Origin of the sequence: Methylobacterium phyllosphaerae (genome assembly GCF_001936175.1) — a bacterium.
Taxonomy (GTDB): Bacteria; Pseudomonadota; Alphaproteobacteria; order Rhizobiales; family Beijerinckiaceae; genus Methylobacterium; species Methylobacterium fujisawaense.
The window spans coordinates 2,455,800-2,477,046 of the sequence record NZ_CP015367.1 but is presented as its reverse complement, the minus strand read 5'-3'; the positions used below and the strand labels follow the sequence as shown (position 1 = coordinate 2,477,046).

The 21,247-nt window shown below is 69.1% G+C and carries 22 protein-coding genes; 12 read left to right on the top strand and 10 right to left on the bottom strand.

Features of this window, described 5'->3' with window-relative positions:
- The first annotated feature begins 1 nt into the window (after position 1).
- The 3 genes from MCBMB27_RS11105 (at position 2) to MCBMB27_RS11095 (ending at position 2,809) form a co-directional block, all read left to right on the top strand.
- Entirely contained in the window at positions 2-1,060 is a 1,059-nt protein-coding gene (locus tag MCBMB27_RS11105; protein WP_083683474.1) for an ABC transporter ATP-binding protein, read from the top strand.
- Positions 1,061-1,124: 64 nt separating this feature from the next.
- Positions 1,125-2,039 (top strand): ABC transporter permease, encoded by a 915-nt coding sequence (locus MCBMB27_RS11100; protein WP_043379998.1) that lies wholly within the window; start codon positions 1,125-1,127, stop codon positions 2,037-2,039.
- Complete coding sequence (locus MCBMB27_RS11095; RefSeq protein ID WP_075380421.1) at positions 2,036-2,809, top strand: ABC transporter permease; 774 nt, start codon at positions 2,036-2,038, stop codon at positions 2,807-2,809. The genes MCBMB27_RS11100 and MCBMB27_RS11095 overlap by 4 nt, the downstream gene beginning before the upstream one ends.
- Positions 2,810-2,815: 6 nt before the next feature.
- Here MCBMB27_RS11095 and MCBMB27_RS11090 read toward each other — a convergent pair whose 3' ends face one another.
- Complete coding sequence (locus MCBMB27_RS11090) at positions 2,816-4,276, bottom strand: sodium:solute symporter family protein (protein ID WP_075380420.1); 1,461 nt, start codon at positions 4,274-4,276, stop codon at positions 2,816-2,818.
- Positions 4,273-4,476, bottom strand: coding sequence for a DUF3311 domain-containing protein (locus tag MCBMB27_RS11085; RefSeq protein ID WP_075380419.1), 204 nt, complete (start codon positions 4,474-4,476; stop codon positions 4,273-4,275). The genes MCBMB27_RS11090 and MCBMB27_RS11085 overlap by 4 nt, the downstream gene beginning before the upstream one ends.
- 200 nt (positions 4,477-4,676) lie before the next feature.
- On the opposite strand from MCBMB27_RS11085, the gene MCBMB27_RS11080 reads away from it, so the two are divergent.
- Complete coding sequence (locus MCBMB27_RS11080) at positions 4,677-4,907, top strand: hypothetical protein (RefSeq protein ID WP_043379988.1); 231 nt, start codon at positions 4,677-4,679, stop codon at positions 4,905-4,907.
- Between the two features lie 39 nt (positions 4,908-4,946).
- On the opposite strand, the gene ureG is transcribed toward MCBMB27_RS11080, so the two are convergent.
- The 6 genes from ureG to MCBMB27_RS11050 all read right to left on the bottom strand — a co-directional run bounded on the left by ureG (position 4,947) and on the right by MCBMB27_RS11050 (position 10,251).
- Positions 4,947-5,564 carry an urease accessory protein UreG gene (gene ureG / locus MCBMB27_RS11075; protein ID WP_043353197.1) on the bottom strand — a complete coding sequence of 206 codons (618 nt, stop codon included), beginning with the start codon at positions 5,562-5,564 and terminating at the stop codon, positions 4,947-4,949.
- Positions 5,565-5,573: 9 nt separating this feature from the next.
- Complete coding sequence (locus MCBMB27_RS11070; protein ID WP_418287729.1) at positions 5,574-6,299, bottom strand: urease accessory protein UreF; 726 nt, start codon at positions 6,297-6,299, stop codon at positions 5,574-5,576.
- Complete coding sequence (locus MCBMB27_RS11065; protein WP_075380418.1) at positions 6,250-6,747, bottom strand: urease accessory protein UreE; 498 nt, start codon at positions 6,745-6,747, stop codon at positions 6,250-6,252. The genes MCBMB27_RS11070 and MCBMB27_RS11065 overlap by 50 nt, the downstream gene beginning before the upstream one ends.
- Positions 6,748-6,760: 13 nt before the next feature.
- Positions 6,761-8,488: an urease subunit alpha gene (ureC, locus tag MCBMB27_RS11060; protein ID WP_043379983.1), complete on the bottom strand. Its 1,728-nt coding sequence runs from the start codon at positions 8,486-8,488 to the stop codon at positions 6,761-6,763.
- A 2-nt stretch (positions 8,489-8,490) separates the two neighbouring features.
- The gene (locus tag MCBMB27_RS11055) at positions 8,491-9,111 is read right to left on the bottom strand and encodes an urease subunit gamma (RefSeq protein WP_051975955.1); all 621 of its coding nucleotides are present in this window, start codon (positions 9,109-9,111) and stop codon (positions 8,491-8,493) included.
- A gap of 126 nt (positions 9,112-9,237) precedes the next feature.
- Entirely contained in the window at positions 9,238-10,251 is a 1,014-nt protein-coding gene (locus MCBMB27_RS11050; RefSeq protein WP_075380417.1) for a LysR family transcriptional regulator, read from the bottom strand.
- A 193-nt stretch (positions 10,252-10,444) separates the two neighbouring features.
- Here MCBMB27_RS11050 and MCBMB27_RS11045 point away from each other — a divergent pair, with 193 nt between their 5' ends.
- The 3 genes from MCBMB27_RS11045 to MCBMB27_RS11035 are packed head-to-tail and all read left to right on the top strand — an operon-like array spanning position 10,445 to position 12,421.
- Positions 10,445-11,602, top strand: coding sequence for a GNAT family N-acetyltransferase (locus MCBMB27_RS11045; RefSeq protein WP_236952949.1), 1,158 nt, complete (start codon positions 10,445-10,447; stop codon positions 11,600-11,602).
- Positions 11,599-12,213 (top strand): cysteine hydrolase family protein, encoded by a 615-nt coding sequence (locus tag MCBMB27_RS11040; protein ID WP_043353190.1) that lies wholly within the window; start codon positions 11,599-11,601, stop codon positions 12,211-12,213. The genes MCBMB27_RS11045 and MCBMB27_RS11040 overlap by 4 nt, the downstream gene beginning before the upstream one ends.
- Positions 12,214-12,232: 19 nt before the next feature.
- Complete coding sequence (locus tag MCBMB27_RS11035; RefSeq protein WP_236952948.1) at positions 12,233-12,421, top strand: hypothetical protein; 189 nt, start codon at positions 12,233-12,235, stop codon at positions 12,419-12,421.
- On the opposite strand, the gene MCBMB27_RS11030 is transcribed toward MCBMB27_RS11035, so the two are convergent.
- Together MCBMB27_RS11030 and MCBMB27_RS11025 are read right to left on the bottom strand one after the other, a co-directional pair.
- Positions 12,422-12,601 carry a hypothetical protein gene (locus tag MCBMB27_RS11030; RefSeq protein ID WP_043353187.1) on the bottom strand — a complete coding sequence of 60 codons (180 nt, stop codon included), beginning with the start codon at positions 12,599-12,601 and terminating at the stop codon, positions 12,422-12,424. It abuts the gene before it with no gap.
- Between the two features lie 454 nt (positions 12,602-13,055).
- A complete protein-coding gene (locus MCBMB27_RS11025; protein ID WP_043353185.1) occupies positions 13,056-13,283 on the bottom strand; it encodes a hypothetical protein in 228 nt (75 codons plus the stop codon).
- A 254-nt stretch (positions 13,284-13,537) separates the two neighbouring features.
- On the opposite strand from MCBMB27_RS11025, the gene MCBMB27_RS11020 reads away from it, so the two are divergent.
- The 5 genes from MCBMB27_RS11020 (at position 13,538) to MCBMB27_RS11000 (ending at position 21,247) form a co-directional block, all read left to right on the top strand.
- Complete coding sequence (locus tag MCBMB27_RS11020) at positions 13,538-14,791, top strand: efflux RND transporter periplasmic adaptor subunit (RefSeq protein ID WP_075380415.1); 1,254 nt, start codon at positions 13,538-13,540, stop codon at positions 14,789-14,791.
- Positions 14,792-14,840: 49 nt separating this feature from the next.
- On the top strand, positions 14,841-18,005 hold the full coding sequence (locus MCBMB27_RS11015) for an efflux RND transporter permease subunit (RefSeq protein ID WP_075380414.1): 3,165 nt from the start codon (positions 14,841-14,843) through the stop codon (positions 18,003-18,005).
- Positions 18,006-18,159: 154 nt separating this feature from the next.
- Complete coding sequence (locus tag MCBMB27_RS11010) at positions 18,160-19,296, top strand: CaiB/BaiF CoA transferase family protein (RefSeq protein WP_075380413.1); 1,137 nt, start codon at positions 18,160-18,162, stop codon at positions 19,294-19,296.
- 42 nt (positions 19,297-19,338) lie between these two features.
- The gene (locus tag MCBMB27_RS11005) at positions 19,339-20,088 is read left to right on the top strand and encodes a glucose 1-dehydrogenase (protein WP_075380412.1); all 750 of its coding nucleotides are present in this window, start codon (positions 19,339-19,341) and stop codon (positions 20,086-20,088) included.
- Between the two features lie 10 nt (positions 20,089-20,098).
- The gene (locus MCBMB27_RS11000) at positions 20,099-21,247 is read left to right on the top strand and encodes an acyl-CoA dehydrogenase family protein (protein WP_075380411.1); all 1,149 of its coding nucleotides are present in this window, start codon (positions 20,099-20,101) and stop codon (positions 21,245-21,247) included.

Genomic DNA, 21,247 nt, shown 5'->3' with positions numbered 1-21,247 from the left:
GTTGTCCGGCCTGCCGGCGCCGCGCCTGCGGCTCGAGGAGCTGACCAAACGCTTCGGCACGCACCACGCCGTCGAGGCCGTGACGCTCGATCTCGAGCCGGGGGAGTTCTTCTGCCTGCTCGGGCCATCCGGCTGCGGGAAGAGCACCCTTCTGCGCATGATCGCGGGCTTCGAGAGACCGACCGCCGGGCGGATCCTGCTGGGGGAGGCCGATTTGACCGCGCTGCCGCCCCACCGGCGGCCGGTCAACATGATGTTCCAGTCCTATGCCCTGTTCCCGCACATGAGCGTGGCCGGCAATATCGGCTACGGTCTCAAGGGCCTCGGCCGCGCCGCCGCCGCGAGCCGGGTGGCGGACCTGCTCCGGCTCGTGCGCCTCGACGGGTTCGGCGACCGCCGACCCGACACGCTCTCGGGCGGTCAGCGGCAGCGGGTCGCCCTGGCCCGGGCGCTGGCCCGGGAGCCGCAGCTGCTGCTTCTCGACGAGCCGCTCGGCGCCCTGGATCGCGGCCTGCGCGAGGAGACGCAGGGCGAGTTGCGCGCCGTCCAGCGGCGGCTCGGCACCGCCTTTATCGTCGTCACGCACGATCCCGAGGAGGCGATGATGCTTGCCGACCGGATCGGCGTTATGGAAGGCGGGCGCTTGATCCAGGTCGGACCTCCGGCGGAGCTCTACCGACGCCCGGCGAGCCGCTTCGTGGCCGGGCTGCTCGGCGACGTGAACCTCATCCCCGGCCGCCTCGGCGCGGGAGGGCCCGGCGGCGCCCGCGAAGTCGAGACCGCTTATGGCGCCGTGCGGGGCGTCGCGGCGGGCACGTTGGAGACGGGGGCCGCCGTCGTGGTCGCCGTGCGGCCGGAGGACCTCGTTCTCGGCACGGAGGGGCTGCCGGTGGTGATCGCCGATTCCGTCTTTCTCGGAGACAGGCTGCGTCGGACCCTGCGCCTGCCCGACGGCACGACGCTGCGGGCGAGCGGGCGACCGACGGAGGCCGGGCAGGCGCTTGGATCGGTATCGCATGCCGGCTTCGCGGCCGAGGCCGCCGTGATCCTGCCCGCATGAGGCCCATCGCGCCGTCGGACGACCCGCATGCCCGCCCAAGGCGGCGCGATCCGGGTGCCTACCGGTGAGCGGCCGGATAACGGCACGGCTGTTCGATCGTCTCGTGCGGCTGCCACCCTTCCTCTGGCTGGCGGCGTTTTTCCTGCTGCCGTTCGCGATCACCCTCAAGATCAGCCTGTCGGAGCCGGCGACGGCGATTCCCCCCTATCTGCCGGTGCTCGACTGGCGGGCCGGCCTCGACGGCTGGTCGAGCTTTCTCGAAGCCCTGAACTTCGACAATTATTTGACGCTCTACGCCGACCCGCTCTATCGGGACGCCGTCCTCGGCTCGCTGACCTACGCCGCCCTGGCCAGCCTGATCCTTGTCGCCCTGGGCACACCGCTCGCCTACGCGCTGGCCCGCGCCCCGTCCCGATGGCAGCCGCTCCTCGTGGCGCTGGTGGTCGTGCCGTTCTGGACCAGCTTCCTGATCCGGGTCTACGCCTGGATCGCGATCCTCAAACCGGAGGGTCTGCTCAACCTCACGCTGATCCGGCTCGGGCTGATCGGCGAGCCGCTCACGATCCTCAACACCGACGCCGCGGTTATCATCGGCCTCGTCTACGCGTATCTGCCCTTCATGGTCCTGCCGCTCTACGCGGTGATGAACCGCCTCGACCCGACGCTGCGGGACGCCGCTGCGGATCTCGGCGCCTCGCCGACCCGGGTGTTCTGGACCGTGACCCTGCCGCTCAGCCTGCCCGGGATCGCGGCCGGCGCGGGCTTGTGCTTCATCCCGATGATCGGCGAGTTCGTGATCCCGGACCTTCTCGGCGGCTCGGAAACCCTGATGCTCGGCCGGGTGCTCTGGACCGAGTTCTTCTCGAACCGCGACTGGCCCCTGGCCTCCGCGGTGGCGGTCCTGATCCTCGCCATCGTCATCGGCCCGGTGGTGCTGTTCCGGGACAGCCTGCGCGCCGGCGAGGGAGAGTCCCCGTGACCTGGGTCACCCGCACCGCCCTCGCGGCCGGCCTCGTCTTCCTCTACGCGCCGATCGTGGTGCTGATCGTCTACTCGTTCAACGCCTCGCCCCTGGTCACGGTCTGGGGCGGTTTCTCGACCCGCTGGTACGGTACGCTGATGTCCGACGCGCCGCTCATCGCGGCCGCCTGGGTGTCTCTGAAGGTCGCGATCCTTGCGAGCCTGCTCGCCACGATCCTCGGCACCCTCGCAGCCCTAGTCCTCGAGCGGCAGGGCCGCTTCCGCGGACGGGCGCTGTTCACCGGCCTCGTCGTCGGACCGATCGTGATGCCGGAGGTGATGATCGGCCTCTCGCTCCTGCTGATGTTCATCGGGATCGGGCTGGACCGGGGCCTCCTCACGATCGTCATCGCCCACACGACGTTCTGCACGGGCTTCGTGGCGGTGGTGGTCGGGGCGCGCCTGCGCGGTCTCGATCGATCCCTGGAGGAAGCCGCGGCCGACCTCGGCGCGACGCCGGCGCGGGTGCTGATGACCGTCACCCTGCCGCTTCTGGCGCCCGCTCTGACCGCCGGGGCGCTCCTCGCCTTCACCCTGTCGCTCGACGACCTCGTCATCGCGAGCTTCGTGTCCGGCCCCGGCTCGACCACGCTGCCGATGCGGCTCTACAGCCAGGTCAGACTCGGGGTGAACCCGGAGATCAACGCGGCCTCGACCCTCCTGGTCGGGCTGGTGAGCGCCGCGGTGCTGCTGGCATCCTGGCTCACGACCCGGCGGGGGCAGGCCTGAGGCCCGTCACTCAGCGGCCTGCGCGGCGGTCGCCCCGACGCGCATCAGTTGCGCCACCGCGAGGGTGACCACGAGATTCACTATCAGCGCCACGATACCGACATTCACGTCCTGGAGCGGTCCGAGGGCGGAGAGGCTGGACAGGCTGAACCCGCTCAGGACGGTCGCCGCCACGGTGGCGACGCCCGCGACGATGCCGGCCATCGCAGCGCGCCGATCGAGCGGGTTGCGCCGCATCAGGCTGGCGATGAAGCACGGGAAGAGCTGCGTGACGAAGTTGTAGCCCATCAACAGGAGCTGCACGATCGTGTCGCCGCCCGACAGGGTGAAGCCCACGCAGACCAGCGCCAGAATCGGCACCAGTATCTTGCACAGCCGGGCGGTGGCGGCATCGTCCATGCCGGGTCGCAGGGGCCGGACGAGGTTGTTGGCCACCAGCGTCACGCCGGCGATCAGGATCATCGATCCCGGGACCAGAGCGGTCAGCACGCCGGTGGCGCCGATGAGGCCGATGACCCAGGGCGGGAAGGTCGCAAGGGCGAGCTTGAACAGCGACAGATCGACATCCGGGCCGGTGAGGCCGGGCACCTGCATGACGGCCGTGAAGCCGATTACGAACACGAAGAGGTTGATCAGCTGGTAGATCGGCAGGATCACGGCGTTCCGCCGGAAGGCGCCGGGCTCGCGCGCCGTGTAGAGCGACGCGAAGGTGTGCGGCCACATGTATCCGCCCAGGGCGGTGAGCAGGACCGTCGTGGTGAACCAGGTCGGGCTCTGGCCGCGATCGGGCAGGGCGAGGAAGCCGGGCTTCGCCGCCTCGATGGCCTGGAACAGCCCTCCATAGCCGCCGTAATAGTGCACCGGCAGGTAGATCCCGAGGAAGACCACCACGAACAGGATGCTGGTGTCCTTGATCACCGCCGTCCAGGCCGAGCCGTGGACGCCCGAGACGACCACGTAGACGGTGAGGGCGGCTGCCCCGATCCAGACCGCGGCGGTCGACGAGATGGCTCCGTAGGACGCTGTGGAGACGATGATCCCCAGGCCCTTGAACTGGAGCACGAGGTAGGGGACCAGCGCCACGATCCCCACCAGAGCCACCAGCATGCCGAGCGTCGGGCTTCGGTACTTGCGGGCGAAGAAATCGGGCTGCGTGTAGAGGCCGTTCTGCTTCGCGTAGCGCCAGACGGGCGGCAGCAGCCAATACGAGGTGACGTAGGCGAGCGTCAGGTAGCAGAGGATGTAGTAGGCCGGGCCGCCCTTGCCGTAGGCGATGCCGGACCCGCCCAGGAACGTGAAGGTCGTGTAAATCTCGCCGGCCATCAGCAGGAAGACGAGGGTGGTGCCGAAGCCCCGGCCGCCCACCGTCCACTGTTCCAGGCCCATCTCACGACCCAGCCGTGCGTAGAGCCCGAGGCCGATCGCCAGCGCGAACCCGGCCGCCACGATGATGAGGGCGACGCTCATCGCGGTTCCTCCGGGCTTCGGTTCTGGGGATCGGCGAGATAGATCACCGCCATCACCGCCGAGGTTCCGATCACGCAGAACACCAGCCAGGCGAGGAGCAGCGGCAGGCCGAGAACGAAGGGTTCGACCCGGTTCAGAAAGAACGGACCGATCAGGATGCCCAGAAAGGGCAGGGCGGCGAGCCACCGCAGATTTCGCATGCGCGATACCGTCCAGAAGGCCCCGATACCGCGGGTTGAATCAGTCGCGACGGACTGTCAACCTGACGGAGCCAGCTCGATGCGCAGACAGATCAATCTTACGTGTTGTGCGCTCGCGCACGCGGCCCCGGGTCCGGCACGCCTAATCTCGTGCGGCTTCGCGACGTTCGGCGCCGCGGATGCACGAGGGATTTCGCGCGATGAAACCGACCCTGACCATCGCCGCGCTGGCGGCGCTTCTCGCCGTTCCGACGGTCCAGGCTGAGGCACGGCCGCGTCAGGCGGCCGCCAAGGTCCAGCCCAGCGCCGCACTCAAGGCGCGCCAGACCGTCATGAACGATTTCAACGCCCGCATGAGCCGCCTCGACGCGCTCATGGGTGTGCCGAAATCGTCGTCGGTTCGCGCCCGCTCCGCCGAAGCCGGGCGCTAGAGTCGAGCACCACGCGTTCGACGCGACCGGCTCATCGGTTCAGCGACCGAGACCGCCCGCCTCTTCGACGAAGCGCGCGACAGAATCCGCGCCCGCCCCCTCCCGCAAGGACGCGAACACGTAGGGCCGCGCGCCGCGCATCCGCTGCGTGTCGGATTCCATGACCGACAGGTCGGCGCCGACGAGGGGCGCGAGGTCGGTCTTGTTGACGATCAGCAGATCCGAGCGCGTGATGCCCGGGCCGCCCTTGCGGGGGATCTTCTCGCCGCCGGCGACGTCGATGACGTAGAGGGTGATGTCGGCGAGTTCGGGCGAGAACGTCGCCGCGAGATTGTCGCCCCCGGATTCGATCAGGACCAGATCGAGCTTGGGGAACCGCCGGGTCATCTCGGCGACGGCGGCGAGGTTGATCGAAGCGTCCTCTCGGATCGCGGTGTGCGGGCAGCCACCGGTCTCGACACCAAGAATGCGCTCCTCGGGGAGGGCGCCGGCCACCGTCAGGATGCGCGCATCCTCCTTCGTGTAGATGTCGTTGGTGATCGCACAGATCTCGTAGCGGTCGCGGAAGCGCTTGCAGAGCTGCTCCATCAGGGCGGTCTTGCCGGAGCCGACGGGACCGCCGATGCCGACGCGGAGGGGGCCGTTCGAGGAGGTCATGCTTCAGGCTCAGGATCGGAAGATGCGGGAATATTGGGTCTCGTGCCGAAAGGAGCCGAGATCCAGGCGGAAGGTTGCGGCACCGAGGGCGTCGAGCCCCGCCTCAGCGGCGGCGGCGGCCAGCGGCACGAACCGCGGAGCAAGGGCGGCGATCACCCGGGTCCCGGCTGCCTGGCCCACGGGCGCCGCCCGCAGGGCCGCCGAGACGAGGTTCTGAAGGAAGGCGAGGCCGTAGGCGGCGAGAACCGGCGCCAGCGCCATGCGATGCGCCCCGGCGGCGAGCCCGACGGCGACCGGGTAGGCGACCGGACCCGGCAGTTCTTCGGAGAGCGCCGCAAGCGCCGGGCAGGGCCAGGCGCCGCGTGTCGCGTCGAGAAAGCTCCGCCCCTGCTGGCTCGTCTCGAGGTGCAGTTCCCGCGACGGGGCGAGGGCGAGCGCGAGGTCGTTGACGGCGATGAGGCCGACGCCGTCGGAGGCGCCTGCCGCCCGGTGGGCCTCGGCCGCGAGGATCAGGTCGTTGCGCAGGGCGCCGCGGGTACAGACGTCCTCGAGCCACAGCGTCAGGCCGGCCTCGTCGCGGATATCTCCGGCTTCGACAGCCCATTCCAGGCCGTGCGAGTAGGCGTAGGCGCCCACCGGGTAACCCGGCGACAGCCACGCCATCAGACGCAGCGAATCCAGGGTTTCAGCCGCCGGCATGGTGGTGATGGTGTTGGCCGCCGTGGGAATGGTCATGCTCGTGGGCGTGGCCGCCGGAATAGGCACCGCCCTCGGGCCGGAACGGTCGCTCCACGGGCTCGGCGGTGCCGCCGAGACCGCGCACCATCTCGGCGAGCACATGGTCATCGGCGATCCACACCGCGTCCGCGCCGATCTCGGCGGGGATGTGCCGGTTGCCGATGTGCCAGATCAGGCGCTTGAGGGCATGGTCGTCCGGTGCGCGGATCTCCAGAAGGCGCTCCGGCGCCGCCTCGACCCAGACGAGGCGGCCGTCCTGCAGGACCAGGGCGTCGCCGTCCTCCAGCACGGCCGGCTCCGGCAGGTCGAGCAGGAAGCCCAGCCCGCCCGCGCCGCGCATGGCGACCCGGCGGCGATGCCGGTCGCCGTGATCGAGCACGACGCGGTCGACGATCTCGCCGCCGGACAGGGCGTCCCGGCGAAGGATGCGGGTGGCGCGAATCATCGGACGGGACCGCTCAGAACAGGAAGTAGCGCTGCGCCATGGGCAGCACCTCGGCGGGCTCGCAGACCAGCAGCTCGCCGTCGGCCCGGACGTCGTAGGTCTCGGGATCCACCTCGATCTCGGGCGTGGCGTCGTTGAGGATCATGCTTTTCTTCGAGATGCCGCCGCGCACATTCTCCACGGCCACCAGGTCCTTCTGGACGCCGAGCCGTTCCCGCAGGCCGTCGTCGACGGCGGCCTTGGAGACGAAGGTCAGGGCGGTGGCGAAGGGGACCCGACCGTAGGCACCGAACATCGGCCGGTAATGCACCGGCTGCGGCGTCGGGATCGAGGCGTTCGGGTCGCCCATGGGGGCGGCCGCGATGCTGCCGCCCTTCAGCACGAGATCGGGCTTCACCCCGAAGAAGGCCGGCGTCCAGAGGACGAGGTCGGCAAGCTTGCCGGGCTCCACCGAGCCGATGTGCCGGGAGATGCCGTGCGCGATGGCCGGGTTGATCGTGTATTTGGCGATGTAGCGGCGCGCCCGCAGGTTGTCGGTGCCGGAGGCATCCCCCGGCAGCGCGCCCCGCTGCCGCTTCATCTTGTCGGCGGTCTGCCACGTGCGGATGATGACCTCGCCGACCCGGCCCATGGCCTGGCTGTCGGAGGACATCATCGAGAGCGCGCCGATATCGTGCAGGATGTCCTCGGCCGCGATGGTCTCGCGCCGGATCCGGCTCTCCGCGAAGGCGAGATCCTCGGGGATCGACGGGTCGAGGTGGTGGCAGACCATGAGCATGTCGAGATGCTCGTCGATCGTGTTCCACGTGTAGGGCCGCGTCGGGTTCGTGGACGACGGGAGCACGTTCGGCAGCCCGGCGACCTTGATGATGTCGGGGGCGTGGCCGCCGCCGGCGCCCTCGGTGTGGAAGGCGTGGATCGTCCGGCCCTTGAAGGCGGCGATCGTGTCCTCGACGAAGCCCGATTCGTTGAGCGTGTCGGTGTGGATCATGACCTGGATGTCGTGGGCATCGGCCACGGACAGGCAGGTGTCGATCGCCGCGGGCGTGGTGCCCCAATCCTCGTGCAGCTTCAGCGCGCAGGCACCCGCCCGCACCATCTCGACGAGGCTATCCGGCCGGGACGCATTGCCCTTGCCGGCGAAGGCGAGATTCATCGGGAAGGCGTCGGCCGCCTCGATCATCCGGGCGATGTGCCAGGGGCCCGGGGTGCAGGTGGTGGCGAAGGTGCCGTGGGCCGGCCCGGTGCCGCCGCCGAGCATCGTGGTGATCCCCGAGCAGAGCGCCTCCTCGATCTGCTGCGGGCAGATGAAGTGGATGTGGCTGTCGAAGCCGCCCGCCGTCAGGATCTTGCCCTCGCCGGCGATGACCTCCGTGCCCGGGCCGACCACGATGTCGATTCCGGGCTGCACATCCGGGTTGCCGGCCTTGCCGAGCTTGAAGATCCGGCCGCGGACGATTCCGACATCGCATTTCACGATGCCCCAATGGTCGAGGACCACGGCGTTGGTGATCACCGTGTCGACGGCGCCGTCGGCGTTGGTCGCCTGGCTCTGGCCCATGCCGTCGCGGATGACCTTGCCGCCGCCGAACTTCACCTCCTCACCATAGGTGGTGAAGTCGCGCTCGACCGTGATCTCCAGGCTGGTATCGGCGAGGCGGATACGGTCGCCGACCGTGGGGCCGAACATGTCGGCGTAGGCGGACCGGGGCAGGCTGGCGGGCTTGGGCGAATTGGCCATGGTCAGAGCTTGCCCATCACGTCGCCGCGGAAACCGTACACGGTGCGTCCGCCGGAGAGCGGCACCAGCGCGACCTCCCGCGTCGATCCCGGCTCGAAACGCACGGCGGTGCCCGGCGCGATGTCGAGGCGCTTGCCGCGGGCCTGCTCCCGCTCGAACACGAGGCCCGGATTGACTTCGAAGAAGTGATAGTGCGAGCCGACCTGGATCGGCCGGTCCCCGACATTGGCGACTTCGAGCACGGTCCGCTCGGCGTCTGCGTTGAAGACGATCTCGCCGGGCAGCGTCGTCACGGCCCCGGGGACGTCTGCCGAGGCCGTCCCCCGGATCGGGTGGTGCACGGTGACGAGCTTTGTCCCGTCCGGGAAGGTGGCCTCGACCTGGATGTCGTGGATCATCTCCGGCACGCCCTCCATGACCTGATCGCTGGTCAGCACTTTGGCGCCGGCCTGCATCAGATCGGCCACGGTGCGGCCGTCCCGGGCGCCCTCGACCACGAAATCGGTGATCAGTGCCACCGCCTCCGGGTGGTTGAGCTTCACGCCCCGTGCGAGGCGGTTGCGCGCCACCTGTGCCGCCATGGCGATCAGCAGCTTGTCCTTTTCGCGGGGTGTCAGCAGCACGGGCAACCTCGTCGTCGTGGCCGCCGGAGCAAGGATCATGCGCGTTGCGCGGTCAAGGCCAAGGCGGACCCCGTGGAGACGCTTCGGGCCATCGACGGTCGGGGGCCGCTCAGGGTCTCGGCGACGTCACGACGTCATGGCGATGAACCCGGCGAACAGGTCCGGCAGGGGCTCGCCCTTGACGGCGCCCGGCAGGTCGCGGGGATGGATGAACTCGTCCCGGAACCAGGGATAGCGCTTCGGATCGAAGGACGCCCGCAGCCAGTCGATCGTCCGCCGCACGCGGCCGATCCGCTCCGCATCCGGGTGATAGGTCAGCCAGATGTCGACGCCGAAGCGGCCGAGATTGTCCACCGGGACGACCTGCGCGCCGATCGCGCTGGCATAAGTCGGGAGCAGGCCGATCCCGGCGCCCTTCGCGATCGCCCAGTAATACGCGCTGCTGACATTGATCTTCAGGGTGATCGGCACCGTCGCGGGAAAGCCCGGCACTGAGCGCACGTAATCCTCGAGGCGCATGGTCTGGCTGCCGTCCTGAACCACGATCCGGTGACGCGCGAGATCCTCGGGGCGATCGGGAAGCCCATACGTCTCCACGTAGCTCCGCCCGGCATAGGGCACCATGTGGATCCGGCCGAGCTTGACGACGCGCAGGTCCGGGCTCGTCGGGCGCGTCAGCTGGATGGCAACGTCCGCTTCGAGCCGCAGGACGTCGGCGGATTCCATGGCGCAGCGCAGGTCGACGGTCAGGCGCGGATTGGCGCGCTGGAACTCGACGAGCCGCGGCGCGAGCCAGAACGCCCCCAGCCCTTCCGTCACCGCGATGCGGACCTCGCCGGTCTCGGCGAACGGAGCGACCTCGCCCGTGCGCACCAGGCTGAACGCCGCAGCCTCCATGCGGTTGGCCGCGTCCAGGATCGCCTGCCCCTCGGTGGTCAGACGGATCCCGTCGACATGGCGCGTCATCAGCGGGGCACCGATCAGGGCCTCGAGATCGCCGATCCGGCGACGCACCGAATTCACGGACAGGCCGAGCTTGGCGGCCGCCGATCGGAAGCTTCCGGACCGCTGGAGCGTCAGGAAGACTCGGATGCTCTGCCAGTCGGGCATCGAGCCCCGGCTTGCCTCCGTCTGTTCCATCGACGGAACACCCCTGTTTCAATTTTTGCACATACAGCCAGAGCGCTAGATGCGAAGTGCTGGACCGTCAATCCAAAACCGAATGACAGGTCATCCGATGACACTGCACATGGCTCGCGGCCAGTTCGTGGCGGGGGATACGGATCAACTTGGTCCAGCGTCAGTCACTGTGGAGCCGCGGCATGACCTGAGCATGTTGCGCGTCGATCGTATCGCCCGTCATCTCGTCGTATTCATGCCGGCGCCGGACGATCTCAGACGCCTGATCGAAGATGCGCGTACAGATCTGCCGGATCTGGCACCCCTGCACGTCGTGCAGCGCGTGATGTCGATCAATCCGGACAGCGTCCTGGCGATTGCCCAGAAACACAAGTTCGATGCGGCACATCCGCAGGGCGACGGCTTCGTCGCCTGCCTGATGCTGAATGCGGCCGGCCTGGCCGCGCTCAAGACGGGAACGCTCGATGCGTCGGATCCACCGGCCGCGATGCTGGCCGGTCAGCACGAACGTCCGGCCGGGATCTATGTCTGGGCGGTCTACGCGCGGCGGCGGCTTGCCGGTGGCGTCAGCCTCGTCTTCGACCGTCTGTCGAGCCCAACCTATCGCGGCGTCGATTTCTACGCCCGGGCGGCGACGCCCGAGGGCGCGGATCTGCTCACGACGCTCGGCTTCACGGTCCGCAAGACCGGCTGTGTGGACCTGTACCATTTCGCCCGCGGGCCGAAGACGGAGGCCGCACCGCTCTACGACAGCCACAAGCCGGGCGGGGCCGGCACCAGCGTCGCGGTCGCGCGGAACCTGGAGGATCTGTCTCGGGTCATCGCCCTGCGCGCCGCCGTGTACATGGCAGAGCAGGCCTGCCCCTACGAGGAGGAGTTCGACGGCAACGACCTCTCGGCGACGCACCTGATCGGCTATGTCGGGGACGAGCCGGCGGGCTGCCTGCGCATCCGGTTCTTCGCGGATTTCGCCAAGATCGAGCGACTTGCGGTCCGGGCCGAGTTCCGCAACACCCGCTTGGCCTTCGCCCTGGTCCGGGCCGGCATCGAACTCGCGCGGGTGAAGGGCTACCGCCGGCTCTACGGCCACGCCCAGAAGCGCCTCGTCGGCTTCTGGAGCCGCTTCGGCTTCCGGATCTTCGACGGTGCGCAGGAACTGGTCTTCTCGGACTTCGACTACGTCGAGATGCTGATGGAGGCAGAGCCGCATCCGCAGGCCATCGGGCTCGGCGCCGACCCCTATGTCATCATCCGGCCGGAAGGACGCTGGCACCGGGCGGGGACCCTCGACCGGTCTCGCAGCCGGGCCGTGACGCGGCCCTCCGTGGACCGGACGGTGGCGGCGCGATGAACCGGCCGATCAATCCGGCGCTGTATCGCCGGCCCCGCAGCGTCCCGGTTCTGGTGCTGGTGGACATGCAGCAGGAATACGAGATCGCCGGGCGTCCGCTCGCCCTGTCGGGGATCGAGCCCGCGCTCCAAAACTGCCGCCGCGCCCTCGCACATGCCCGCGCGAGCGGCATACAGGTGGCCTATGTCCGCTGGGTCGGGGCGCCGCTGTTCCAGGCGGGCAGCCGCTACGCCCGCTGGATCGAGGGGTTCGAGCCCCACGGCTGCGACATGATCTTCGACCGGGACCGCCCCTCCTGCTACGCGAGCCCCGCCTTCGCCGACGCGATGGAGCGCGGAAGCCCGCCCCTGGTCATGGCGGGCTTCGCCGCCGAATCCTCCTGCCTCGCGACGGCGGTCGACGGCTTCCACCGGGGTCAGGACGTGACCTTCCTGTCCGATGCCTCCGCCAGCCACGATCTGGAGGACATCGGCGCCGAAGAGATCCACCGGTCGGTGAGCGCGGTGATGCGGGTCTTCGGCGACGTCACGGACACGCAATCGTGGATCGCAACCTCCTCGCCGTTCAAGCCCATGCCAGCCGCCCCGAGATCGAGGCACGACAATGACTGACCGCGCCCAGAGTCACGGGATGCCGGACGACGACCCAGCGGGCGAAGAGGACGTGAACCTCCGTCTGGGCCGCCACGCGATCCAGCTGCTGCAGGCGGCGCGCGATGCCGGCGAGCCGACGCTGATCGCACAGGCCGAAGCCATGGCGATGGCGGTCGGCTTCGTCCTGGCGAGCCGCATTCAGGACGGGATGCCGGAGACCGATTGATCAGTCGGTTCCGTCGTCTCCGCCGATCAGGCGCATGGCGCGCAGGCGTGCCATGCGCTCGTCCCGCGCGCGCCTGTCGGCCGCGAGCGCGCGCCAGAGGGCCAGAAGCTCGGTCTCGTGAGGCGTGTCGAGGGTTTCGTCGGCGTCGTGCGCCGTTCCGGCGTGATCGAAGGCGTCCATCTTCGTAGTCCTGCGCCTTGAGTTGCGTTGGGCTAACAGCACGGCATCGCGATCGTCCAGCCCGAAAGATGTGCAGAGCCTGTACAAGCCGCGTGGATCGTCACGCCCGGGCGAATCCATAACCGGCAAACGAGCACCGACGCCGCGGCAACGCGCCGTCCCATTCGACTGCCGGGACCTGCCAGCACCGCCGAGGCACCAATATTGTGCAGGGCTGGATCAAGGGCCTTTTTTCGGCAAAGCGCGGCGTCGAATCCTGCCGCAGGACTGATCGATGACTCGGCACACCGGCGTCTGATTTCAAGGGCCGACCGAGCGGCGCATCTCCGATCCCGGGAAGGCCGAGCAAAAACCCCAGAAACATCCCGGACATCGAACTGTGGCAGTGCCGGACAACGGCATTCCGGACGAGGCGCCCGGAACGGATTTTCCGACGATGCGGATCCGGATCGCGTCAGGTCCGGGATTGCGTGAGCGCGGCGATGATGGATTCGACCACTTCGATCTGCTCCTGCACGGCGACCAGCCGCGGACCGGCATCGGCGCCGTCACCCAGTACGAATGTGCCTTTCCGGCGTCGCGCGTCGCGCAGTTTCCGCACCGATGCGACGATGATCTGCCGTTCCTCGATTAGCGCATCGCGCAGCTCGTTCAGGCCATCCAGTTCCAGCGTCGAGGCCATGCGGCGTCCCGGTCTCACATCCTCGGCGCGGCATCGGCGGATGTTCCGCGCCGCCGCACCAGGCACGGATCGTCCGGACGGGGTGTCGGACGGCGTGACGCTACCCTCTGCCGTCGGCGCTTGCACGCGTTACGTCGGGGGACTTTGCCGTGATCGGCGGGACGCCACGATGTTCGGAACGCGGATTGTATGCTAATGGATGCAAAATCTTCCGGCTGTGCGGAGCTTTCGGGCCAAGGGGCGGATAACGGCGCATGCTGAATGAGGACGTGCGTGAGCGCGACACCTTTCGATCCGACGCGCCGGTGACGCGCACGGACGACGACGGCGTCCATCGACCGGCGCCGGGCCCCGCATCGAGACGCTCCGGCGCGGCCGGTCTGGGCCTGCTCCTCCTCGCCATCACGGGCGGCGCCGCCTACGGCTACACGTATCTGAACCGGCCCGTCGCGAAGCCCGTGGCGGCGGCGCCGCTTCCTGTGCCCGTCACCCTCGGGACGGTCGAGCAGGGTCCGTTCGCCCTGGTCTCGAACGGCCTGGGCACCGTGCAGGCCTACAACACCGTCCAGGTCCGCACGCGGGTCGACGGCGAGATCCAGCAGGTGGCGTTCCGGGAGGGACAGACCGTCCACAAGGACGATGTCCTCGTTCAGATCGACCCGCGGCCCTATCAGGCGGCGCTCGCTCAGGCGAAGGCCAAAAAGGAACAGGACACGGCCAATCTCGGCAACGCCAAAGCCGACCTCGTCCGCTACACCGGACTGGGCGCCTATGCCTCCCGGCAGCAGACCGAGACGCAGACCGCCCTGGTCGCCCAGCTCACCGCGCAGGTGGCGTCCGATCAGGCCGCCATCGACAACGCCACGACGCAGCTCGGCTACGCGACGGTCCGCGCGCCCATCGACGGCGTCACCGGCTTCCGGCAGGTCGATATCGGCAACATCGTCAACGCGGCGGGCCAGACCCCGATCGTCACGATCACGCAGGTGGAGCCGATCTTCGTCGTCTTCACGGCGCCGGAGGATCAGTTGCCCGCGATCGCCGCAGCCCTGCGCAAGGGCGACGTCCCGGTGGAAGCCTGGAGTTCGGACGGGCTGACGAAGCTCGCGGACGGCAAGCTCGCCCTGTTCAACAACCAAGTCGACACGGCGACCGGCACGATCCGCCTCAAGGCCGTTTTCGAGAACAAGATCCACGCCCTATGGCCGGGCCTGTCGGTCTCCACCAAGATGCGGGTCGGCACGGTCGCCGTCGCCATGACCGTACCGGACAATGCCATCCAGCACGGTCCCGACGGCCTGTTCGTCTTCTCGGTGGATGACGGAAACCACGCCCATCAGCGCGCTCTGAAAGCGGGGCGCTCCGATTCCGGGCGGACCCGGATCCTCAGCGGCGATCTGCAGCCCGGCGAGCGGGTGATCGTCGCCGGTCAGTACAAGGTTCAGGACGGCAGCCTCGTGGGTGACCCGCACGCCGCCCACACCGCGCAGGCGGAGGCGGTGCGTTGAGGGTGAGCGAGGCGGCGATGACGAGAGCAGTTCCGCGCGAGGCCGAGCGGTGAAAGGCGGCATCTCGGCACCCTTCATCCGGTTTCCGGTGGCGACCACGCTGATCATGGTCGGCATCCTGTTCCTCGGGGTCGTGGCCTATCCGCTGCTGGGCGTCGCACCGCTGCCGCAGGTCGATTTCCCGACGATTCAGGTGACCGCGCAGCTCCCCGGCGCGAGCCCGGAGACGATGGCCTCGTCGGTGGCGCAGCCACTGGAGCGGCAGTTCTCGCAGATCCCGGGCGTGGCGCAGATGACCTCGACGAGTTCCCTCGGGATCTCGACGGTCACGGTCCAGTTCGATCTCAACCGCAACATCGACGGCGCGGCGAGCGACATCCAGGCGGCGATCAACGCCGCCAGCGGCCAGCTCCCGAAGAACCTGCCGACCCCGCCGACCTACCGCAAGGTCAATCCGGCCGACTCGCCGATCCTGCTGCTCTCGGCCACCTCCGACAGCCTGCCGCTGATCGATGTGGACGACGCGGTCGACGTGCAGCTGGCCCAGCGGATCAGCCAGATCTCCGGCGTCGCCCAGGTCTTCATCGGCGGCCAGCAGAAGCCGGCGGTCCGCGTCCAGATCGACCCGGCCAAGCTCGTGGCCAAGGGCCTGTCCCTGGAGGACGTGCGCGCGCAGCTCACGCTGACCACCGTCAACAACCCCAAGGGTAGCATCGACGGCGGCAGCCACAGCTATACGATCTACGCCAATGACCAGCTCACCGCGGCGCAGAATTGGAACGACGTCATCATCGCCTATCGCGACGGCGCGCCGCTGCGCGTGCGCGACATCGGCCAAGCCGTCGCCGGCCCCGAGGATACCAAGCAGGCCGGCTGGACCAACGGCCGGCGCGGCATCTTCCTCGTCGTGTTCAAGCAGCCCGGCGCCAACGTCATCGACACGGTGGACAGCATCAAGGCGCAGCTGCCGCGCCTGACCGCCACCCTGCCGGCCGCCATCAAGGTCGGCATCCTCAGCGACCGCACCCAGACCATCCGCGCCTCGGTCGAGGACGTGCAATTCACCCTGATGCTGACAATCGTGCTGGTCGTCGGGGTGATCTTCGTCTTCCTGCGCAGCTTCTGGGCGACGGTGATCCCGAGCGTGACGGTGCCGCTCGCGCTGCTCGGCGCCTGCGCGCTCATGTGGATGGCGGGCTACACCCTCGACAACCTCTCGCTGATGGCGCTCACCATCTCGGTGGGCTTCGTGGTGGACGACGCCATCGTCGTGCTCGAGAATATCAGCCGCTACGTCGAGGCGGGGATGCGGCCCATGGAGGCCGCGTTCAAGGGCGCGGGCGAGATCGGCTTCACCATCGTGTCGATCTCGGTATCGCTGATCGCGGTGCTGATCCCGCTGCTGCTCATGGGCGGGATCATCGGCCGGCTGTTCCGCGAGTTCGCCGTGGTGCTGTCGATGACGATCGCGGTCTCGGCCTTCGTGTCGCTGACGCTGACCCCGATGATGGCCTCGCGGCTTCTCAAGCCGCACGACGGCGAGCGCCATGGCCGCCTCTACCGGATCAGCGAGGCCGCGTTCGACGGGCTGCTTGCAGTCTACGCCGATGCCCTCGACGTGGCTCTGCGGTTCCGCCGCGTCACGCTCTTGGTGTTCTTCGCCACGCTGGCACTGACGGGCTACCTGTTCGTCGCGATCCCGAAGGGCTTCTTCCCGCAGCAGGACACCGGCTTCATGATCGGCGTCACCGAGGCGTCGCAGGACATCTCGTTCTCGGCGATGCAGGCGCTGCAGGAGAAGGTCGGCGCCATCGTCCAGGCCGATCCGGCGGTGGCCACCGTCGGCATGTCGCTCGGCGGCAACGGCCAGGCGCTCAATTCCGGGCGCATGTACATCACGCTCAAGCCGCGTGACGAGCGCGACGCCAATGCCTTCCAGGTGATCGGCCGCCTGCGGCCGAAACTCGAGCGCGTGGAGGGCATCCGGACCTTCATCCAGGCCACCCAGGACGTGCGCACCGGAGGCCGCACCTCGCGGACCCAGTTCGAATACACGCTCCAGGATCCGGATCTCGCCGAGCTGAACGCCTGGGCGCCGCGCATCCTCGACACGCTGAAGACCCTGCCCGAGCTGCGCGACGTCGCCACCGACCAGCAGACGCGCGGCACGACGCTGACGCTGTCGATCGACCGCGACGCCGCCTCGCGCTACGGCATCACGCCTCAGCTGATCGACGACACGCTCTACGACGCGTTCGGCCAGCGCCAGATCGCCCAGTACTTCACGCAGCTGAACAGCTACCACGTCGTGCTGGAGGTTCTGCCGGCGCTGCAGGGCAGCGTCGAGAGCCTCGACAGGATCTACATCAAGGCGCCGATCGGGGGCGGGCAAGTACCGCTGGCGGCCTTCGCCCGCTGGACGACCGTTCCGGTGGCGCCGCTCGCCGTGAACCACCAGGGCCAGTTCCCGGCGGTGACGATCAGTTTCAACCTCGCTCCCGACGTGGCACTGGGCCAAGCGACCGAGGCGATCGGCCGGGCGATGCGGGAGCTGCAGGTGCCGCCGACCGTGGTGAGCGGCTTCCAGGGCACCGCCCAGGCCTTCCAGCAATCGCTCTCGACGGTGCCGCTCCTGATCCTGGCGGCGCTGTTCGTGGTCTACCTGATCCTCGGCATCCTCTACGAGAGCTTCATCCACCCGATCACGATCCTGTCGACCCTGCCGTCCGCCGGCGTCGGCGCCCTGGCGGTGCTGATGTGGGCGGGGTTCGACTTCAGCCTGATCGCGCTGATCGGCATCATCCTCCTCATCGGCATCGTGAAGAAGAACGGCATCATGCTGGTCGATTTCGCCATCGTCGCCGAGCGCGAGGAGGGGCTCACCCCCGAGGCCGCGATCCGGAAGGCCGCGCTGCTGCGCTTCCGGCCGATCCTGATGACCACGATGGCGGCGCTCCTCGGCGGCATCCCGCTGATGGTCGCCACCGGCACCGGTTCGGAGATCCGGCAGCCCCTGGGCTACGCCATGGTGGGCGGCCTCGCGGTGAGCCAGGTGCTGACGCTGTTCACGACGCCGGTGATCTACATCTATCTCGACCGGCTCGCCCACCGCCTGTCCTTCCGCGACCGGCCGGAGGCGACGCAGGTCGCCCGCGCGGACGCGGAGCCGGTGGAGGAGGTCCGCGGACCGCCCACGCTGCACGCAGCCGAGTAGGCTCGACCGCCGGCCTCGCCGGCACCGGGTGAAAGCCCGGCCGGAGGCCCACGACCGGGCAGCCCTGTCACCGCCGCCCGCTTGGCGGAGCCTCCGGCCGTTCCACTTGTTCCAGCTCCGGCCTCGCGGGGCGGCGCAAAGACGAAGGGTGCGGATGAGCCAGAACTTGCCGTTGCGAGGGCTCACCGTGCTCGCCCTGGAGCAGGCCGTCGCCGCCCCCTATTGCACCTCACGACTCGCCGATGCCGGCGCCCGGGTCATCAAGATCGAGCGGCTGGAAGGCGATTTCGCCCGCGGCTATGACGCGGCGGTCGACGGCCTGGCGAGCTACTTCGTCTGGCTCAACCGCGGCAAGGAGAGCCTCGTCGCCGACATCAAGGACCCGGCCGATGCCCGGCTCCTGCACGCGATCCTCGCGCGGGCCGACGTGTTCGTGCAGAACCTCGCCCCCGGCGCCGCGGCGCGCGCGGGCTTCGGATCGGCGGAGCTGCGTGCACGCTATCCCCGGCTGATCACCGTCGACATATCGGGCTACGGCGCCGGCAACCCCTACAGCGACATGAAGGCCTACGACCTGCTGGTCCAGGCGGAGAGCGGGCTCGCGGGCATCACCGGCCATCCGGCGGGACCCGGCCGGGTCGGCGTGTCCGTCTGCGACGTCGCCTGCGGCATGGATGCCCATGCGGCCGTGCTGGAGGCGCTGATCGCCCGGGGCATCTCCGGGCAGGGCTGCGCCCTGGAGGTCAGCCTGTTCAGCGCCGCCGCCGACTGGATGAACGTGCCGCTGCTCTATTTCGAGGGAACCGGGCAGGCGCCGCAGCGGGTCGGCCTCGCCCATCCCTCGATCTGTCCCTATGGCGCCTTCCCCACGGCCGACGGCAGCCTCGTGCTGATCTCGATCCAGAATGAGCGCGAATGGGCGCGCTTCTGTGCTGGCGTGCTCGGAGAGCCGGATCTCGCCCGCGCCGAAGGCTTCGCGTCCAACAACGCCCGGGTCGCCAACCGCGCCGCCGTCGACCTGCGCATCGGTGCCGAGCTGGTGCGGCTGAGCCGCGACGCCGCCGCCGCCCGGCTGGAGGCCGCCGGCACCGCCTACGGCTTCGTCAACACGCTTGCGGACCTCGCCACCCACCCGGCGCTGATCCGCACGGAGGTCGGGACACCCGCCGGATCCGCCCGCATCGTCGCGCCGCCGGTGCTGGTCGACGGGCAGATCCGCGCCCTCGGCCCCGTCCCGGCGATCGACGCGCACGGCGCGCGTATCCGGGCCGAGTTCGCGCCCGGCACCTGAGGACCTAGAGATCGACACCGAACGACACGCGGGGAGGACACGATGAGGCTCGACGGCAAGATCGCGCTCGTGACGGGCGCCGGCAGCGGCTTTGGAGCGGGGATCGCCCAGCGTTTCGTCGCCGAGGGGGCGAAGGTCGCCTGCATCGACATCGACGGCGCGGCCGCCGCGCGGGTCGCGGCGGATCTGGGCGACAACGCCATCGCCATCGCCGCAGATGTCGGCCTCGCCGCCGATGTCATCGCCAGCGTCGACGAGACACGGCAGCGCTTCGGTCTGCCGAACATCCTGGTCAACAACGCCGGCACCACACACCGCAACAAGCCGCTGATGGAGGTCACCGAAGAAGACTTCGACCGGGTCTTCCAGGTCAACGTGAAGTCGATCTTTCACTACGTCCGGGAGGTCGCCCCGCTCATGCGCGATGCGGGCGGCGGCGTTATCCTGAACGTCAGTTCGACGGCGGCTCTGCGGCCGCGGCCGGGGCTGACGTGGTACAACGCCTCCAAGGGCGCGGCGAGCCTCGCCTCGAAGTCCCTGGCGCTCGAACTGGCGCCCTGGAAGATCCGGGTGAACGCCCTCTGCCCGGTCATGGGCGCCACCGGGCTCCTCGAGCATTTCATGGGCGTGCCCGATACCCCCGAGAACCGCGACCGGTTCATCGCCACGATCCCGCTCGGCCGCCTGTCCCAGGCGAGCGACATCGCGTCGGCCGCCCTGTTCCTCGCCTCCGACGAGGCGGCCTTCATCACCGGCGTCGATCTGCCGGTCGACGGCGGCCGCACGGCCTGAGGAGATGTCGATGGAAGCCTATACCGAGATCCGCGAGGCGGTCGCCAAGCTCTGCGCCGGCTTCCCGGGCCCGTACTGGCGGGCCCTCGACCGGGAGATGGCCTACCCGACCGCGTTCGTGAACGCGCTCACCGAGAGCGGCTACCTGTCGGTTCTGATCCCCGAGGCGTATGGCGGCTCCGGCCTGCCGCTCTCGGCCGCGGCCGCGATCCTGGAGGAGGTCCAGCGGGCCGGCTGCAACGGGGGCGCATGCCACGCGCAGATGTACACGATGGGCACGCTCCTCCGGCACGGCTCCGAGGCGCAGAAGGCCGAATATCTGCCGGCCCTCGCGGAAGGCCGCCTGCGGCTCCAGGCCTTTGGCGTGACCGAGCCCACCTCCGGCACCGACACCGGCAGCCTCAAGACCACGGCCCGCCTGGAGGGCGACCACTACGTCGTCAACGGCCAGAAGATCTGGACCAGTCGTGCCGAACATTCGGACCTGATGCTGCTCCTGGCGCGCACGTCGCCCAGGACCGAGGGCATGAAACGCACCGACGGCCTGTCGGTGCTCCTCGTCGACATGCGGGAGGCCAGGGGCAACGGCCTCACCATCCGGCCGATCCGCACGATGATGAACCATGCCACCACGGAGGTGTTCTTCGACAACCTCAGGGTGCCGGCCCAGAATCTCATCGGCGCGGAGGGGAAGGGTTTCCGCTACATCCTGTCGGGCATGAATGCCGAGCGGATCCTGATCGCCGCCGAATGCATCGGCGACGCCAAGTGGTTCATCGAGAGGGCGCGGATCTATGCCGGCGAGCGTTCGGTCTTCGGGCGTCCGATCGGTGCCAATCAGGGCGTACAGTTCCCGATCGCCAAGGCCTACGCCAACATGCGCGCGGCCGAGCTGATGGTCCGGGAGGCGCTGGCCCTCTACGAGGGCGGCGCGAATCCGGGAGCCGAGGCCAACATGGCCAAGATGCTGGCGGCCGACGCCTCGTTCGAGGCGGCCAATGCCTGCATCCAGACCCATGGCGGCTTCGGCTTCGCCGAGGAATACGACATCGAGCGGAAGTTCCGCGAGACCCGCCTCTACCAAGTGGCGCCGATCTCCACGAACCTGATCCTCGCCTACCTGTCCGAGCATGTGCTCGGCCTGCCGCGTTCGTACTGA